The sequence below is a fragment of the Enterococcus sp. AZ077 genome (genome assembly GCF_051714965.1).
Taxonomy (GTDB): Bacteria; Bacillota; Bacilli; order Lactobacillales; family Enterococcaceae; genus Enterococcus_B; species Enterococcus_B hirae.
Genome location: NZ_JBIOSX010000001.1, coordinates 22,000 through 38,679, shown reverse-complemented (window position 1 = coordinate 38,679; position 16,680 = coordinate 22,000). Strand labels below are relative to the sequence as shown.

15 protein-coding genes are annotated in these 16,680 nt (G+C 33.5%); 6 read left to right on the top strand and 9 right to left on the bottom strand.

What is annotated here, in order from left to right; all coding sequences use genetic code 11:
- The first annotated feature begins 111 nt into the window (after nt 1–111).
- Complete coding sequence (gene coaA / locus IGL28_RS00165) at nt 112–1,035, top strand: type I pantothenate kinase (RefSeq protein WP_081128376.1); 924 nt, start codon at nt 112–114, stop codon at nt 1,033–1,035.
- A 59-nt stretch (nt 1,036–1,094) separates the two neighbouring features.
- On the top strand, nt 1,095–2,660 hold the full coding sequence (gene guaA, locus IGL28_RS00160) for a glutamine-hydrolyzing GMP synthase (RefSeq protein ID WP_081128377.1): 1,566 nt from the start codon (nt 1,095–1,097) through the stop codon (nt 2,658–2,660).
- A gap of 158 nt (nt 2,661–2,818) precedes the next feature.
- Here the strand turns inward: guaA and IGL28_RS00155 are convergent, their stop codons facing one another.
- The 4 genes from IGL28_RS00155 to IGL28_RS00140 all read right to left on the bottom strand — a co-directional run bounded on the left by IGL28_RS00155 (nt 2,819) and on the right by IGL28_RS00140 (nt 7,920).
- Nucleotides 2,819–3,985: a spr1629 family repressor/antitoxin gene (locus IGL28_RS00155; RefSeq protein WP_081128379.1), complete on the bottom strand. Its 1,167-nt coding sequence runs from the start codon at nt 3,983–3,985 to the stop codon at nt 2,819–2,821.
- Between the two features lie 36 nt (nt 3,986–4,021).
- Entirely contained in the window at nt 4,022–4,741 is a 720-nt protein-coding gene (locus IGL28_RS00150; RefSeq protein ID WP_081128381.1) for a spr1630 family ClpXP-sensitive toxin, read from the bottom strand.
- 803 nt (nt 4,742–5,544) lie between these two features.
- On the bottom strand, nt 5,545–6,096 hold the full coding sequence (locus tag IGL28_RS00145; RefSeq protein WP_081128382.1) for a hypothetical protein: 552 nt from the start codon (nt 6,094–6,096) through the stop codon (nt 5,545–5,547).
- A gap of 375 nt (nt 6,097–6,471) precedes the next feature.
- Complete coding sequence (locus tag IGL28_RS00140; protein WP_034697678.1) at nt 6,472–7,920, bottom strand: helix-turn-helix domain-containing protein; 1,449 nt, start codon at nt 7,918–7,920, stop codon at nt 6,472–6,474.
- A 531-nt stretch (nt 7,921–8,451) separates the two neighbouring features.
- Here IGL28_RS00140 and IGL28_RS00135 point away from each other — a divergent pair.
- On the top strand, nt 8,452–9,141 hold the full coding sequence (locus tag IGL28_RS00135) for a hypothetical protein (RefSeq protein ID WP_438843869.1): 690 nt from the start codon (nt 8,452–8,454) through the stop codon (nt 9,139–9,141).
- 270 nt (nt 9,142–9,411) lie between these two features.
- Here IGL28_RS00135 and IGL28_RS00130 read toward each other — a convergent pair whose 3' ends face one another.
- Together IGL28_RS00130 and IGL28_RS00125 are read right to left on the bottom strand one after the other, a co-directional pair.
- On the bottom strand, nt 9,412–9,552 hold the full coding sequence (locus IGL28_RS00130) for a hypothetical protein (RefSeq protein WP_164885437.1): 141 nt from the start codon (nt 9,550–9,552) through the stop codon (nt 9,412–9,414).
- A 90-nt stretch (nt 9,553–9,642) separates the two neighbouring features.
- A complete protein-coding gene (locus IGL28_RS00125) occupies nt 9,643–10,224 on the bottom strand; it encodes a TMEM175 family protein (RefSeq protein WP_010720484.1) in 582 nt (193 codons plus the stop codon).
- 216 nt (nt 10,225–10,440) lie between these two features.
- On the opposite strand from IGL28_RS00125, the gene IGL28_RS00120 reads away from it, so the two are divergent.
- A complete protein-coding gene (locus IGL28_RS00120) occupies nt 10,441–10,632 on the top strand; it encodes a hypothetical protein (RefSeq protein WP_081128386.1) in 192 nt (63 codons plus the stop codon).
- 98 nt (nt 10,633–10,730) lie between these two features.
- Here the strand turns inward: IGL28_RS00120 and IGL28_RS00115 are convergent, their stop codons facing one another.
- A complete protein-coding gene (locus tag IGL28_RS00115) occupies nt 10,731–11,549 on the bottom strand; it encodes a ZIP family metal transporter (RefSeq protein ID WP_010720486.1) in 819 nt (272 codons plus the stop codon).
- Nucleotides 11,550–11,716: 167 nt separating this feature from the next.
- Here IGL28_RS00115 and spxB point away from each other — a divergent pair, with 167 nt between their 5' ends.
- Nucleotides 11,717–13,447, top strand: a complete 1,731-nt coding sequence (gene spxB, locus IGL28_RS00110) for a pyruvate oxidase (RefSeq protein ID WP_081128387.1) — start codon at nt 11,717–11,719, stop codon at nt 13,445–13,447.
- A 99-nt stretch (nt 13,448–13,546) separates the two neighbouring features.
- Here spxB and IGL28_RS00105 read toward each other — a convergent pair whose 3' ends face one another.
- Complete coding sequence (locus IGL28_RS00105; RefSeq protein ID WP_010720488.1) at nt 13,547–14,068, bottom strand: HdeD family acid-resistance protein; 522 nt, start codon at nt 14,066–14,068, stop codon at nt 13,547–13,549.
- 408 nt (nt 14,069–14,476) lie between these two features.
- Between IGL28_RS00105 and IGL28_RS00100 the strand changes: the two genes are divergently transcribed.
- Nucleotides 14,477–16,099: an ABC-F family ATP-binding cassette domain-containing protein gene (locus IGL28_RS00100; RefSeq protein ID WP_010720489.1), complete on the top strand. Its 1,623-nt coding sequence runs from the start codon at nt 14,477–14,479 to the stop codon at nt 16,097–16,099.
- A gap of 323 nt (nt 16,100–16,422) precedes the next feature.
- On the opposite strand, the gene IGL28_RS00095 is transcribed toward IGL28_RS00100, so the two are convergent.
- Nucleotides 16,423–16,509, bottom strand: a complete 87-nt coding sequence (locus IGL28_RS00095; RefSeq protein ID WP_223603319.1) for a putative holin-like toxin — start codon at nt 16,507–16,509, stop codon at nt 16,423–16,425.
- Nucleotides 16,510–16,680 lie beyond the last annotated feature (171 nt).

Below are 16,680 nucleotides of genomic sequence, written 5' to 3'. Positions count from 1 at the left end.
CAGTTATTCACTTAAAAATAAGAGACTTATAACCATTCTCGTTTAGTGGTGGGGTTTAGCCGTGTTTTATGTTAAAATGATTCCATTGATGGGAGAATGCAGGAGGCTATTATGAATGATCCAATGAACTACTACCGTGTGGCAAGAGAAGAATGGCGTGAATTTTATCGTAATGGACAAGCACCTTTGACCCAAGACGAGCTAGATAACATCAAAAGTTTAAATGACCGTATTTCAATGCAAGATGTTCGAGATATCTATGTTCCTCTTGCTCATTTGATTTATCTATATATGAAAGAATTTGAATCTCTTTCGTTAAGTAAAGGTCTATTTCTTCATAAATATGTCGAAGTACCGCCATTTATTATTGGAATTGCTGGGAGTGTTGCCGTTGGAAAAAGCACAACAGCTCGCCTGTTACAAACGATCTTATCACGTACATTTAAACGCAGGAATGTTCAGTTGATTACAACTGATGGTTTTTTATATCCTAATGAAACGTTAAAAGAACGAGGGATCATGGATCGTAAAGGGTTCCCAGAAAGTTATGATATGGAGATGTTGATCGATTTTCTTAATCGAGTAAAATCCGGTCAGGAAGAAATAAAAGTACCTGTTTATTCACATGACATTTACAATATCATTCCTGGCGAATATGAATTGATCCAACAACCTGATATTCTGATTGTTGAAGGAATCAACACGCTGCAACTGCCTGCTAATCAACAAATCTATGTCAGTGATTTTTTTGATTTTTCTGTTTATGTTGATGCTGATTCATCATTAATTGAAAAATGGTATTTAGATCGATTCGGTGCCTTACTCGACACCGCTTTTCAAAATCCACAAAATTATTACTATCAATTTGCTATTGGTGATCGTGACGATGCATTTAAAATGGCGCAAGAAGTATGGAAAAATGTGAATTTGAAAAATTTAAACGAATATATCTTGCCTACTCGTGGCAGAGCAGATATAATTCTCCATAAAACTGAAAATCATATTATTGATTCGATTTTCATGCGAAAATATTAGCATTTTAAAATAGTTTATTCTATTTTGAGATAAAATTTAAAGGGATAGGGGTAATAAATGTGACAAACGTTGCCGACATGACAAACGTTGAAAAGATTATCGTATTAGACTACGGTAGCCAGTATAACCAATTGATTACACGACGCATCCGTGATTTAGGAGTTTTTTCTGAATTATTGAGCCATCGGGTTTCTGCTGAAGAAGTAAAAGCAATGAATCCAAAAGGAATCATTCTTTCCGGTGGTCCTAACAGTGTGTATGATGAAAATGCTTTTGGAATCGATCCAGAAATCTTTAACTTAGGGATTCCTGTATTGGGTATTTGCTACGGTATGCAATTGATTACGTATAAGCTAGGTGGGAAAGTTGAACCAGCTAAAAACCGTGAATACGGAAAAGCTCAGTTAGAAGTAACCAGTGACGATGCAGTATTGTTCAATGACACACCTAAACAACAAACCGTTTGGATGAGCCACGGGGACTTAGTAACCCAAGTTCCTGAAGGATTTGAAATCGTTGGTACAAGTAAAGACTGCCCGATCGCATCCATCCAAGATACAAAACGTAATTTCTATGGTATCCAATTCCATGCAGAAGTTCGTCATTCTGAATACGGAATCGAATTACTCCGTCATTTTGCTTTTGATGTTTGTCATTGTGAAGGAAACTGGACAATGAATAACTTCATCGATATGCAAATCGAAAAAATTCGTGAACAAGTTGGCGATAAAAAAGTATTGCTTGGACTTTCTGGCGGCGTGGATTCTAGTGTCGTTGGTGTTCTTTTACAAAAAGCAATCGGTGATCAGCTAACTTCCATCTTTGTTGACCATGGTTTATTGCGTAAAGGTGAAGCAGACCAAGTAATGGAAAGTTTAGGCGGGAAATTTGGTCTAAATATTATCAAAGTGGATGCAAGAAAACGTTTCTTAGACAAGTTAGCCGGCGTTTTTGATCCTGAGCAAAAACGTAAAATCATTGGTAATGAATTTGTGTATGTTTTTGATGATGAAGCAACAAAATTAGCGGGAGAAGAAGGAATTGCTTTCTTAGCCCAAGGAACACTTTATACTGATGTGATCGAAAGTGGAACGGAAACTGCTCAAACGATCAAATCTCACCATAACGTGGGTGGACTACCAGAAGACATGCAATTCCAATTGATCGAACCTTTGAACACATTATTCAAAGATGAAGTCCGTGAATTAGGAACACAACTAGGAATGCCAGATTCAATCGTTTGGCGTCAACCTTTCCCAGGTCCTGGTCTAGGTATCCGTGTCTTGGGAGAAATCAGTGAAGAAAAACTAGAAATCGTCCGTGAATCAGATGCGATCTTACGTGAAGAAATCGCAGCAGCTGGCTTAGATCGTGACATTTGGCAATATTTCACTGTTCTACCAGGAATCCGCTCTGTCGGTGTAATGGGCGATGGCCGTACTTACGACTATACAGTAGGTATCCGTGCAGTCACTTCTATTGATGGGATGACAGCAGACTTTGCCCGTATCCCATGGGATGTTTTACAAAAAATCTCTGTCCGCATCGTAAACGAAGTCGCTCACGTCAACCGTATCGTGTACGACATCACTTCTAAACCACCTGCAACTGTGGAGTGGGAATAAGAAACAACCCGCTAGAAAAGCCTATGTCATAGGTTTTCTAGCGGGTTTCTTTTAGTGTGATCACAGTTGGGTCACACTTGTGTTTATTATTCTTTTTTCTGTCGATAATGGATCCTTCGTTTCTAAAATCAAATCTATTCTTTGATAAAACTTGTAAACTATACAGAACCAAAATTAAGTTTCAAAACATTATTTAAATCTGTAAAATTTTCTTCTTTTGCAAAGGGACCGAAGAAATCAGGTTCAATCGAAAACATTTTTTCTAACAAGCTTCTATTAATCCTAAAATTATTTTCAATGCTTGATAAATCAGTTAACTTATTCGTTAGAACCAAGTTGAAAATACTTCGGATTTTTCCAGGACGCTTAAATACAATTTCCCTATCCAAGGGTTCTTCTAATCTGTAATTTTTTATAGCAATTTGTCGATAAAAATAGCTATGTTGTTTTGGTGTAAGAAATCCTAATTTATAAGCTCGCATTTCAAGAGCTTGAATGGATACATTGTATTTGGCCTTTAAAGAGATATAACTATCTGGATTTGATATCTTCTTTATTTTTTCTAAGTCTTTTTGAATAATTTCTGACGGCAATAAAAAACATGAAGCAAAATAATCTGCTTCTCTTTCTACTTGTTGTCGTTCATTTTTATCTAACAGAGAAAAGTCAACATACGGATGTAGTAACAAATGTCCTAATTCATGAGCCAAATCAAAATTTCTTCTCACTGCCGATTTTTTTATACCTAATACAATGATTGGGACATCTTCTGTTGACCATGCACTATAAGCATCTGCCTTCCCACCAACATTTTTTTCTAAAACATAAATTCCTGACTTTTCTAATGATAATAATAGGTTACCATTATCAGATTGAATTTCTAAAAACTTTCTAGAAAGAGTAGCAATCTTTTCTATTTTCTCATTTGTTATTTCATCAAATAAAATTTCAGAACTTTTTTGTCTAAAATCTAATAACTTATTAGGTGGTACATTTAGAAAGCTTTCTAAATAATTAATCACTTTAGAAGCCACATTTAAATAGACTATCTCACTATTAGTTTTTTTTCTAGAAGAAATATCTGCTTTTCTATACGCAACATTATTTTCAAAAAAGGTCTTTTCAACACGGAATTCTTCAAAGAAAAAAGTGGATTTCACTTGCAAAATTTCTTTCATTTGTAAGATATTTTCAAATGATGGTTCTATCATTTGTTTTTCAAATTGCCATATCGATTGTTCAGATACTCGTAGTTTTTCTCCAAGTTCCTTACGTGAAAGACCATGCAACATCCTAATTATTTGCAGATTTTTCCCATAAAACATTGTGCTCTTCCTTTCTTAATACACTGCACTGGGAAACTAATTGGAGATTTCTTTTTCCTCTTTAGGAATTGTATAATCATAATCATAGAGATCACCAATTTCTTCTTTTTCACCAACTACAGCAGAATATTCTTCATCTTCTATAATTATAGACGTAGTTTGCAAATACGGTGTTAAATTTTGAATTATATGTAGTTCTTTTGTTTCGTCATCAGGTAAAACAAGTGAAACTGATTCTATCACTTTTGCCGTATTCGTTTTATAAACCACTATGTAAAAATTTTCATATTTTGATAACTCTTGTTCTGAAATCATTGGTTCTTCCAATGGAAGCTCTAATTGAATTGAGGTATTAGGCACTTTCTTTTGACCTTTACGAACTGAATTAAGGATAGGTTTATTTATCTTAGCATAATCAGACAAATATTTACTTACTTTTTTCTTTTTTTCTTTTGAGAAAGTTTGATTTAATCTATAGTCATTTTTTACGATAAAAAGAGAGGGTTTTTCTCCACCAAAGGAAAACTCTAAATATTCCCAACTTTCGCCTGCTTTTTCGCGTTTATTTTCTGCAAAATTAAAAGTTTTTCTAGCAACACCGTCATCAATAAAGTTCCCTTTTGTAAAAGCAAATCCAGCAGAAACTTTCAATTTTTCTTTCATCTCTTTACGAATATCTAGATATTCTTTGTAACCAAGTAATAACCCATCAACAACCAATTGTGCTTCTTCTACATTTAGAACTTCATTTGCCATCTGTCCAACTCCAATCTACTTATATTTGAAGCAATTATATCCTATATTTTTTTAAAATTAAACAAAAGAATACAAAAAAGCTGTTTTTTTTAAAGTGAGATTTAAAAATTAAAAAAATAGAAGTCATTATCAACATGTACTTCTATTCTTATAGTTCTAGGCTGAAACAAATACAACATAGCAATAAAATAAATACTCTTTTCTTATTTTCATAGTATCACCTTAGAAGAAAACAAAGACGACAGTTTTCGCAGCCAAATAAGCAGTATTTCTACGAATATGGAACAAAAAAATTCATTTGCTTCAAAAAATAAGATTGATTATGTATTTTAAAATTTCGCTTTAATAAATGATGAAAGTGTCGCAAGTAATTTGTTTATAGCATTGAGCAAAAAGGAATTGTTGAAGAAAGAAAAAAGTTTATGGATTAAGTTGCAAGAAACAGCAACAAGTGGCATTAGATAGATTAATTTTAAATATAAATAAATTTAAAAAGAACCGTGAAGCCTTTGACATCAAAGGTGCTCACGGTTCTTTTTTTCAAACAATGAATCTTTGTAACTCTCTAGCAAAGACAATCTACTTCCTGTTTTTTATAAATACTATCAAAGAGGATTATCCCATTCATGTGAAGCCACCCAATCAACAAAATAATGGTAGGCTGCATGTATTTTCTTTATAAAAATTACCTGCAGCCTTTTGATAAAATTCTTTCTATCTCCATTTCCAGTCAATCGTTCTAATTTCTTGCCACTCTTATCTTTGACAATCAATTGATTATTCGTATAAAATCGGAGATCCTGCTAAAAATAAAGAACGTAAAAAATCAGAAAAGCTAACTCGATAACCATAAAGTTAATAACTTGTTTTTTTCTTATTGCAGTAATCTTTTCGACATCTTCCCTGTCCAACAGAACGATTTTCAATGGATTATCGGGATGTTGATTTAGATAATTCTCCCAAAACTGTGCTTGGTTCTGACTTGACGGAGCGATTATACTAAGAAGTAAAATACAAAAGGTTAATCCAATGATAAATAGGAAACTAGTCGAAAAATCTTGATAAAGCATACTAGTGACCAAAGCGCCTATAATACTTGCAAGTAATGCAACAGTCAATAACATTTGAATACCTCTTTTAAAAGTGGTATTCAAATACATATTTTGATAATTTATAATTGCTGTTTTTCTCAGCTTTAAGTCCTCGTTACTAAGTTCGGGGAACATTTCACTCACTTTATTTTTTTTCTTCTTTTCCATAGCCCTTCTTTGATTACGTAATCTAAAACCACAAAAAATAAAAATGGGTATCGCTATAATTGCATAAAATTGACTAATTAATCTCAGTACTTCCATTGAGAACCTCCATCTGTTTCCTAATTAATTAGTCCATAATAGCAAAGTACATTAAACTTTTCATTAATATTAAATGAGTAATTTTTACTGCAAACTTACTTGAATTACTACCAAAACAATGAGGAAATATTTGCCTTCTCTAAAAGAACAGAAAGAAGTTTTTCTTCTTTCTGTCCAAATGATTCTAAGATTTCTCTTCACCAATATCCTATCATTTAACAAAGAGCCCATAAAATTAGGTTAACTTTTAACCTATCTCTTCTTTTTGTTTCTTTTATCTGTGGAATATTCATTCACCATTGATCAGCGTTTCCCCTTATTGACCACCTATGTTCAAACTAACAATTTCTCAAAGTTAATAAATTATCAAACACGCTATGTAATTTCTGTTCTTGTTTGTTGATAAAAGAAAATCAAGTTTTGAATTTCTCTTGATTTGGGATAAATAGAAATACCAAATATAGGGATATTAAACTGTCTGTTCAGCATCGTATTGGAAACAATACAATCATAATTTTCCTTATGTAGCATCTGATCTGTAACTACCGGGGTTTTGCTGGCTACAAAACGATATCGTCCTCCTAGATAAAGCTCAAGCTTTGCAATAATGTAGCTAGCATATTGTTCAGAATTGGTTACAATCAACGCCCTAATTTGTTTACTCGTTTCAATCTTTTTTAGTAGATCATGCCAGTAGACAAGTAACAAAGCGACTAATTTTCTGGTAAATTCGTCATTTTTCATATACTTTAATAACTCTTTTTGATCCTTGTTAATTAAATAATTCTTTAGTCCTACTTGAATACTTTCGATTTCTGGAAGTATCTGTTTTAAAAACTGATGATGTTTATCATATAAAATAAAAGAAAGATTTTCCATATAGTCGCCATCATTAATTATTTTATAGCAGATTTCTTGTCGTTCTTCACATTTGATCTGATATTTTATTTCCAAATAATCAAGCAATATCCCAACCATCTTTGTTAAATAAGGTTTTTGTTGGTAGTCATCGCTGCTGTTCTGTATATCCAGTAGCGAACAAACAAACGGCTGTTCAAAGATGTATTTTATCAGATCCTGATCCTCTTCGAGAGATAACCATAAAGAAGTATTTTGTTTCTCATTTGATTCTAGGCATAAAAGATTATTCTGCTCTTTTTCAATGAATTGTTTTTCATTTTTTACTTGGTAAATTTTCATAGCAATATAAAATAAAAGCTGATTATGTTTTCGGTGTTCCAGTTTACGAATTATATCTTGAAGTTGATTATTCGTTATGTATTTTAAGTATAATTGACGACTTTTTTGACAAATTTCTTCATTGAAGGCCTCTTCTAAACACACATATTTTTCTAAAAGTAACTGGATCGTCAACTTTTCAATTAATTGTGTATTTCCCGTTAATCGAATCAATCCTCGAATTCTTAAGTGATATTGCTCTAAGGAAAGGTTGATGCGCTTCACCATTCGTCTTAGAGTGCTCTCTGAAATAAATAGTTGTTCCGTTACTTCCAAGTAGTTCGTATATTTATTTAACACGATTGCTTCTAAAAATTGATACTCAATCGATTCATTCATAATAATTCGGTAAATATATTCTTCTGTGACATGAGGAGCAATTTCTGCAAATATCCCATTCTCACGATCAGTATGTATATTAATTTCTTTTGCATAAGAATCGATATCCATCAAGTCATTTCTCAATGTTTTTGAAGAACACTTTAATTGAGATTCTAAATCTTGAAAGCGATAGGTTTCTCCTTCAAAAAGCAATTCCAGTAGAAGTAACTGCCGTTTCATTTTTTTCGATAAAATATTTAACATTTACTTCCTCCCCTCTTTTTACCAAATAGAAAAAAGCATTCACTTTTTTCTATTTGAATGTTCCTATTTATATTTTAAAGAAAATTTTTAACGAATTAGAATTTTTTTTTCAAAAAAATAGTAAAAATGGGTATAAAAAATATGAAAAATAAGCAATCCTATCTACCAATTTTATAAATAGATCATCTATGGCCTTTTTTTGTCCTTAGACCTTGCAAATAAACAGAATGCTGATCTTGCCAACAGAAAATAGTATCATTCGCCTTCTCATTTTAAAAAATAACTAAATAAATTATTTTAGCGAAATAAATTATTTGATTGAAACATTTATTCAGTAAAATAAACTGCTAAAATTAAGTATTTTATGCTTTATTTTTTTTATATTTAAATTTATACTGTTTTTAAAGCAATTAATTAATAACAAAAATTAATAAAAAAAGGCATATATTATACCATTTTAAATGATTAAAAAACTATTTTTATCATAAATGTACTTTTTTACGTCATAACTGTTAGATGGGAGTGTCCAAGGTGAAGAAAACAATTATTATAGTTAGTAGTTTTTTAGGTTTAATTGCTTTATTTTTTATGATTGAATACTTTGCTTCTCCTGTAAAAGATGTTACTTCAAAAGCTGAAATGAAAATGACTACTGGAGCCAAGATGGAATATGTGCCAACAAAAGATGAACTAGTAAAAATTGAAGGAGATCAACTTCAATTACTGGGCATTTACACAGTAGTTGGTATCCATTTCGACAGACATTCTTATGTGACGTTAGCAAATGCCGAACAAGAAGAAATCAACTTTTCTATTTCAATTATAGACAAACAAAAACAGACATTTTCAATCCCCGCCATACAATTCTCACCTCAAAATTTACAGCTCTCTGATTCTTTTGGCTTAGCAAAAAAAGAAGCACGCTACTTTGCTTATAAAAAAATTATCCTGTCGCAAGTGCCACTCATACAACAGACTGACCAATTAAATATACCCCTACAAGGTATATTTAATTGGCTTTTATCTTTTTCAATGGAAAGAACCTCGAATAACTTTTCTGTTTATTTTTTTTCTTCTCCCACTCGACCATTGATCTTTTATACTAACTATTTAATTCGAGACGGCTTGTTTCCTTTGTTTTTCGTCATTTTTCCTAATTTATTTGATTCTTCTTGTGAAAAAAATAAACAAATTATCAAATCCGTTATTTTAAAAAGATAAAATAACGCTATACTTAAAAACTAAAAGTTATTTAATCAGATGGATTAATCTATATAAATTGTTGTCTGCCTATTCATTTAATATTTATACAAAAATATTGTATACCTGCTTTTATCGATAGGTTGGAACTTTTCGTTTTCGTTATCCCCTGTGGAAAACTTTCGGAACAGATTACCTCTCTGATACGTATCTGTGTATAATTAGATACAACGAATCCCTGATCTTTCAATTCTTTAGACTGAAAGATCAGGGATCAAAAATAAACGCTACTTACTTCTTTAATGCTACAACAAATGGAATCATCATAGATAACAAAATAACCGATAAACTACATTGCCGATGATCTATATAGATAAGGATCGTTATCATGCTCGTAGTTAGACCGATATTCAATTTTTTTTGATTGATCATAAACATCCCTCTTCAAGAAAAATTTTCCTCTAGAAGTTCGACCATTTTTTTATCTTTTTGTTATATTTCTCTTAATTTTTTTGAACATCTTTAATTACTATATTGAGATTCGATTTTACGGCTAGGAATCAACCAACCAAGTAAAATCACAGCATTCGTTACTAAAACAGCTATTGGTGTAATGACATAGCCTAAAATAATTCCTAAAATATTTAACCCAATTGACCAGTAGGATTTTCGATAGTTATCTAGTAATTCTTTGATATTCTTTTTATTTTTAGGATCAGACTGAACCAACTCTCTTGCTAAAATATAGTAAGCAATATTAGCTCCTAAAGTTACTACACCGTATGTGATTTCTGGCGCTAAACTATGACTATACTCGCTGATCCAAGACGTGACAAAGGGAAAAAATGATAAAGCAAAGATAAAAAAGCTATTCGCCCATAAAACTCGCCAATTTACTTTATGAACGACTTGAAACATATGATGATGATTATTCCAATAGATGACCAATGTAAAAAAGCTGACAATATAGATCATAAAACGATATCCTAAGGCACTTAGCGCTTGCCAAGTGTCAGTGTTCGGCTGGTGAAGCTCTAAGACCAAGATAGTCATAATGATTGCGATAACTGCATCGGTAAAAGCTTCTAAACGATTTTTTGGCATATTTTTGCCTCCTTTTCTGACTTATTGTAGTAAAGATAGCTAGAAAAAAGCAACTAAATCAGTCTATAGTTGGAGGTAACGCTCACTTTATACTGCTATACTCAATGAAACAAGAGGATTTAACTATCGTAGTTCTCTAATAAATAAGCTAAGTTCTAAGTACATTTTTATTAAATTTAACTTATTTTGGGAACTAGAAAGAAATGAGGGGTTTGTATGGGACAAAGAAATACTTTTTCAACTATTTTCATGCTAGTAATGGTATTCATTATAGGTAGTTTTGTAATTAGCCTTTTTACTAGTATTTTATGGTTTGCAATTAAATTACTCATTCCTATTGCAATCATTATTTGGCTAATTCGTGTAATTTCTGGAACAAATTGTCGACATCATCGAAAATATTACTAATATTGAAAAAGCAGCACACGACAGTTTCCCCAGTCTTGTGCTGCTTTTTTCGTTGTATTTTTTGTCAGTTGTTCCAAATGATATATCATTTGATGGTATTACCCTAAAGCTACATCTAGTACCATCATAATGATAAAACCTAACATCACTCCAAAAACGGCAAAATGTCGTTTACTTGATAATGTTTGTTGGGCTTCGGGAATTAATTCCTCAACAACCACATAGATCATCGCACCTGCTGCAAATGCCAGTGCATAAGGTAAAAGGATGGTTACTCGTGTCACTAGCACCGCACCAATCACACCTGCGATCGGTTCAACAATACCTGAAGCTTGTCCATATATAAATGCCTTTGTTCGACTCAATCCTTCTTGTCTTAAAGGAATCGAAACAGCTGCACCTTCCGGAAAATTCTGAATTCCAATACCCAATGCAACCGAAATGGCTGCCAAAACGGCCGCTGTTGGATTATCGGCTGTACTGGCAGCCCCAAATGCTACCCCTACAGCCAAACCTTCAGGGATATTGTGCAAGGTGATCGAAAAAACTAATAAGATTGTTCGTTTTAAATGCGTAGGTAGACCTTCTTTTTCGTGCTGTGGGCCAAAATGCATATGGGGAAGCGTTTTATCAGCGATGTACAGAAAGACGCCACCTAATCCAAAACCAATACTAACGACCAGCCAAGCGATATCGCCATTTTCTTCAGCTTTTGTAATCGCAGGATCAAGCAATGACCAAAAACTAGCAGCAATCATGACTCCCGAAGCGAAACCAAGCATGAGATTCAATACTTCTTTCTTGATTTCCTTAAAGAAAAATACCAACCCAGCCCCCAGAGCTGTCATAAAATACGTAAATGCTGTCCCCGCTAATGCTTGTTGCCACGGGGCTAAGCTTAGTAGCCATTCTGTCATTTTATTCTCCTTTCGTGCCTTTACTTATTACTCTAGCATATTCAAAAAATCATGACTACTGTTTGTGTGAAAAAGCGAATCAGTTGGGCTTTTATTCTTAAAGCACTATACTTTAATTAATAAAGTTACGAAATTTTATCATTCATTTGATAAAGGAGTGGGAGAATATGGCAACAATCAATGCTGGTATCGCAATGGTCAAAGTAATGGAAAGTTGGGGAATCGAGCATATTTATGGGATTCCTGGTGGTTCGTTTAATTCAATCATGGATGCTCTTTATCATGAAAAAGATCAAATAAAATATATCCAAGTACGTCACGAAGAAGTAGGAGCGCTAGCCGCAGCGGCCGATGCGAAACTAACAGGAAAAGTTGGGGCTGTTTTTGGTTCTGCTGGACCAGGTGCCACGCATTTGATCAATGGTTTGTATGATGCACAAATGGATCATGTTCCAGTTGTTGCGTTGCTTGGACAAGTTGCAACTACTGCTATGAACTATAACTCTTTCCAAGAATTAAATGAAAATCCAATTTTTGCAGATGTTAGTGTCTATAATCGGACAGTTATGACACCTGAAAGTTTACCTCATGTCGTGGACGAAGCAATCAAAGCAGCCTATGAAAATAAAGGAGTAGCTATTGTAACCATTCCTGTTGATTTAGGTTTTGCAGACATTGAAGAAGAGAAAATATCTAACGCAGCTACTCATAAAACAGGTACTATCCTTCCTGATGAAAAAGATGTAATTGCTGCTCTTCTTTTTATTGAAAAAGCTAAAAAGCCTGTACTTTACATTGGACAAGGCACTCGTAATGGCTTTTCACAAATCAAAGATTTTACAGAACACTTTTCCATGCCAGTTGTTGCTTCTGTTTTAGCGAAAGGCATCATTCCAGATAACTATAAAAACTTTCTAGGCTTTGCTGGACGTGTGGCCACAAAACCTGCAAATGAAGCATTAGCAGAGGCCGACTTGATTTTATTTATGGGTAGTGACTTTCCTTTTGGTCGTGCGTTCTTTAACCCAGAGGCTGAATTTATCCAAGTGGACATCGATGCTTCAAAATTTGGTCGAAGACATGCTACCTCTCATACCATTTTAGGGGATGCCAATACCACATTAGCGAGATTAACAAAGTTGGGCGAACCACGTCCTGAAGATCGCTGGTATCTAGCCAACCAAGAAAACAAAGCGAATTGGGTAAACTGGTTAAACTCATTCGCTGACCTTGAAGACCAACCGATTCGTCCTGAAGCTGTTTATAAAGAAATCAATCGGATCGCTGAAGAAGATGCGATTTTTGTAACAGATGTTGGGAATACGACGATCCATTCCATTCGATTATTAGACATGAACGGCAAACAAAAACACACGACCTCTGGTTGGTTCGCTACAATGGGGAATGGTGTTCCAGGTGGCATTGCCGCACAATTAAGTTATCCTGATCGACAAGTCTTTACTTTAAGCGGTGATGGTGGTTTTGCAATGGTGATGCAAGATATCATTACACAAGTGAAATACCAACTACCGATTATTAATGTGGTTTTATCGAATACATCGTTTGGGTTTATTGAAGCAGAACAAGAAGATACTGAACAGAAAAAATTTGGTGTGTTTTTAGAAGAGGCTGACTTCGGAAAAGCGAGTGAAGCACTGGGAGCTGATGGTTTCACGATTACTGAGTATCACCAATTAAGACCTGCATTTGATGCTGCTAAAAAATCCCAACGACCAGTAGTTATTGATGTAAAAATCAATAACAAACGTCCTTTACCGGTTGAAGATCTTCATCTTGATCCAAGAAAATATACAGAAGAAGAAATCAAACAATTCAAAGAAAAATACGAAGTGCATGATTTACCTGTATTGAATGAATTATATGAAAAAAGGAAATAATTGAACCTCTACTCTTTGAGAGATTCAGAAATATCAACTATAAAAAAGAAGCAACCAGGAAAATTCAGCCTGATTGCTTCTTTATATACTTTACTTTGTTTATCTGAACGCATATACGATATGGTTGATCCCAAAGAGCATAAAATAAAAACCGACAAGAAAACTTAAAGTCAAAGCGGAGGAAATAGGATTAAACAATAGTATACATCCTAATACCACACCCAAAATATTGATGATTACTGTAAACCAATAGTAGCCTGTGCTATAACCTTTCGCTAAATCAGCTGTAAATAAAGCTAAGATAGAGTCGGCAATAAACCAAATGGCAAAAACAAACGGTAAAGCAACTACTCCTGCACCAATATTGAACAAGAAGAAAATCCCGACTAAAATATCAATGATACCAATAACCAACGGCATTTTCCCTTTATATCCTGTCAATTCTTTCATGCGATTTCGTACAAATAATTCAAAAATTCCTTTTAAAAAGGCAAAAATAGCAAAAACAACGACAATCGCCACTAAATTACCAACAGGATCTTGAAAAGAGATTAATGAAACAAGGACAAATAAAATCCCTAAAATTAATGATCCCCAGTCTAGTGTTTTTCTTTCATTCATTTTCATTCCAACTTTCATTTTAATCTATTATTATACTAACGCTCTCTTTAAATAACGTCAAAACATATGCTGGCGATGAAAAGCAAAAGTAATTTCTTTTCTGATCAGCTTTTGCTGCTATTATTTTTAGTAAAAGCTACTACTTCTTATAATTTGCGTATATTCATTACCAACTTATTCTTCTACTAAATAAACGAGCATTTTGCCTTTCTATCTTAGATACCTTCGAACCTCATCATTGCTTCATAAGTACAAATTTTTTCACTCTTTCATTATTTTTTAGTATTTTTTATTCCCATGTTCCACGTGAAACACAAAGAATAATTGATTACCTTGAAACTTTCTCTTTTCCCCTATATAATTCTAGGAGGCTCGTTAAATATTATAAAGATAAAGTGAGGAAAAAAATTGATTACTGTAAATGATGTAAGTTTGCACTTTTCAGACCGCAAACTATTTGATGATGTTAATATTAAATTTACTCCAGGAAATTGCTATGGCTTAATAGGTGCAAATGGTGCAGGTAAATCAACGTTCCTTAAAGTATTATCAGGAGACTTACAACCTTCTACGGGGACCGTTTCCATGGGACCAGATGAGCGAATGGCTGTATTGAAACAAAACCATTATGACTATGAAGAATATACAGTTTTAGAAACAGTTATTATGGGACATAAACGTTTATACGAAGTTATGAAAGAAAAAGACGCTATCTATATGAAGGAAGATTTCACTGATGAAGATGGTATCCGAGCAGCTGAATTAGAAGGCGAGTTTGCTGAATTAAATGGTTGGGAAGCTGAACCTGAAGCTGCTGTTTTACTACAAGGACTGAATATTCCAGAAGAATTGCACCATCAATTGATGAGTGAACTTACTGGTGGTCAAAAAGTCAAAGTACTTTTAGCTCAAACATTGTTTGGTAAACCGGATGTGTTACTCCTTGATGAGCCTACGAATGGATTAGATATCCAATCCATCAACTGGTTAGAAGAATTTTTAATTGAATTTGAAAATACGGTTATCGTTGTTTCTCATGACCGTCATTTCTTAAATAAAGTATGTACCCATATGGCAGATTTAGATTTTGGAAAAATCAAATTATACGTTGGTAACTATGATTTTTGGTTAGAATCAAGTCAACTTGCTGCAAAATTACAAGCAAATGCCAATGCCAAAAAAGAGGAACAAATCAAAGAACTACAAGAATTTATTGCTCGTTTTAGTGCGAATGCTTCAAAATCTAAACAGGCAACTTCTCGTAAGAAAATGTTAGAAAAAATTACTCTTGACGATATTCAACCTTCCTCACGTCGTTATCCATTCGTTGGATTTAAACCAGAACGTGAAATCGGTAATGATCTTTTACAGGTCGAAAATGTGAGTGTAACGATCGACGGTAAGAAAATATTAAATGATATATCATTTAATTTAAGCAAAGAAGATAAAGTTGCGTTTGTTGCTGAAAATGATATTACAACTACAACTTTGTTTAAAGTAATCATGGGTGAGATCACTCCTGATACTGGAACTGTAAGATGGGGCGTAACAACGAGCAATTCTTATCTACCAAAAGATACAACGAAAGAATTTGATAATGAATTGACGATCTTAGATTGGTTACGTCAATACGCAAGTAAAGAAGAAGACGATAATACGTTTTTACGAAGCTTTTTAGGACGCATGCTGTTTTCTGGAGAAGAAGTATTAAAACCTGTCAATGTCCTTTCTGGTGGTGAAAAAGTTCGTTGCATGCTTTCTAAAATGATGCTTTCTAAAGCAAATGTCTTAGTTTTAGACGATCCTACGAATCATTTAGATCTAGAGTCGATTACAGCACTAAACGATGGCTTGATGGCCTTTACTGGCTCTATCCTTTTTGCTTCACATGACCATCAATTTATCCAAACATTGGCTAATCGTATCATTGCCGTTTCTGATAAAGGTGTTATCGATCGAGCAGATACAACCTATGATGAATTTTTAGAAAATAAAGATATCCAAAAACAATTGGATGAGCTTTGGAAATAAGACAACAATCATTGTAGACTTAAGAAAATAGCCTATCGGGGGCATCTCATCAGTCGGTGAGATGTCCTTTTCTTCTACGATAAACACTGTCTTTCACAACTACCAAGACACCTTCGATCCATTTACTTTCTATATTCATCATTTTCTCTTATTTCGCTTAATCAACCGCTTTATTTTTTCTGATGTGTAAGCTATAATAGAAAATGAAAAAGGGATTGCGCAAACAATCCCTTCATCAGTAACTCGTGCCGTTAAAAAGACGGTAGCTTTATTTTTTGGGTATATATACCATCTAAAAACTCTGCCAAAAGTGATTTAGATGGTTATTTTTTTTGGTCTTTTTTGTCAATTAGCAACAGCACAAATGTCGCAAATGCGAGCATGAGTTGTATTGCTTCATATACTGACAACTTTATTCCTTTCCAGGGACAAAGCTCTTAACCATAAGCATCACCCCTTGTTCAAGAGATTAGCTACCATCTTTTACACTCCACGAATTACTGGTTTTATTGTAGCAAATTTAGTACAAACTTACTATCCTCATTAACTTTATTTTTAAATAATAATGTTATTTTTTACCT

What these genes read in the sequence shown, in the direction of transcription:
- IGL28_RS00105 (WP_010720488.1), bottom strand. Translation starts at nt 14,068, where the DNA reads ATGAATGAAAGAAAAACACTAGACTGGGGATCATTAATTTTAGGGATT.
- IGL28_RS00125 (WP_010720484.1), bottom strand. Translation starts at nt 10,224, where the DNA reads ATGCCAAAAAATCGTTTAGAAGCTTTTACCGATGCAGTTATCGCAATC.
- coaA (WP_081128376.1), top strand. Translation starts at nt 112, where the DNA reads ATGAATGATCCAATGAACTACTACCGTGTGGCAAGAGAAGAATGGCGT.
- IGL28_RS00150 (WP_081128381.1), bottom strand. Translation starts at nt 4,741, where the DNA reads ATGGCAAATGAAGTTCTAAATGTAGAAGAAGCACAATTGGTTGTTGAT.
- IGL28_RS00145 (WP_081128382.1), bottom strand. Translation starts at nt 6,096, where the DNA reads ATGGAAGTACTGAGATTAATTAGTCAATTTTATGCAATTATAGCGATA.
- spxB (WP_081128387.1), top strand. Translation starts at nt 11,717, where the DNA reads ATGGCAACAATCAATGCTGGTATCGCAATGGTCAAAGTAATGGAAAGT.
- IGL28_RS00115 (WP_010720486.1), bottom strand. Translation starts at nt 11,549, where the DNA reads ATGACAGAATGGCTACTAAGCTTAGCCCCGTGGCAACAAGCATTAGCG.
- IGL28_RS00130 (WP_164885437.1), bottom strand. Translation starts at nt 9,552, where the DNA reads ATGATCAATCAAAAAAAATTGAATATCGGTCTAACTACGAGCATGATA.
- IGL28_RS00155 (WP_081128379.1), bottom strand. Translation starts at nt 3,985, where the DNA reads ATGTTTTATGGGAAAAATCTGCAAATAATTAGGATGTTGCATGGTCTT.
- IGL28_RS00120 (WP_081128386.1), top strand. Translation starts at nt 10,441, where the DNA reads ATGGGACAAAGAAATACTTTTTCAACTATTTTCATGCTAGTAATGGTA.
- IGL28_RS00140 (WP_034697678.1), bottom strand. Translation starts at nt 7,920, where the DNA reads ATGTTAAATATTTTATCGAAAAAAATGAAACGGCAGTTACTTCTACTG.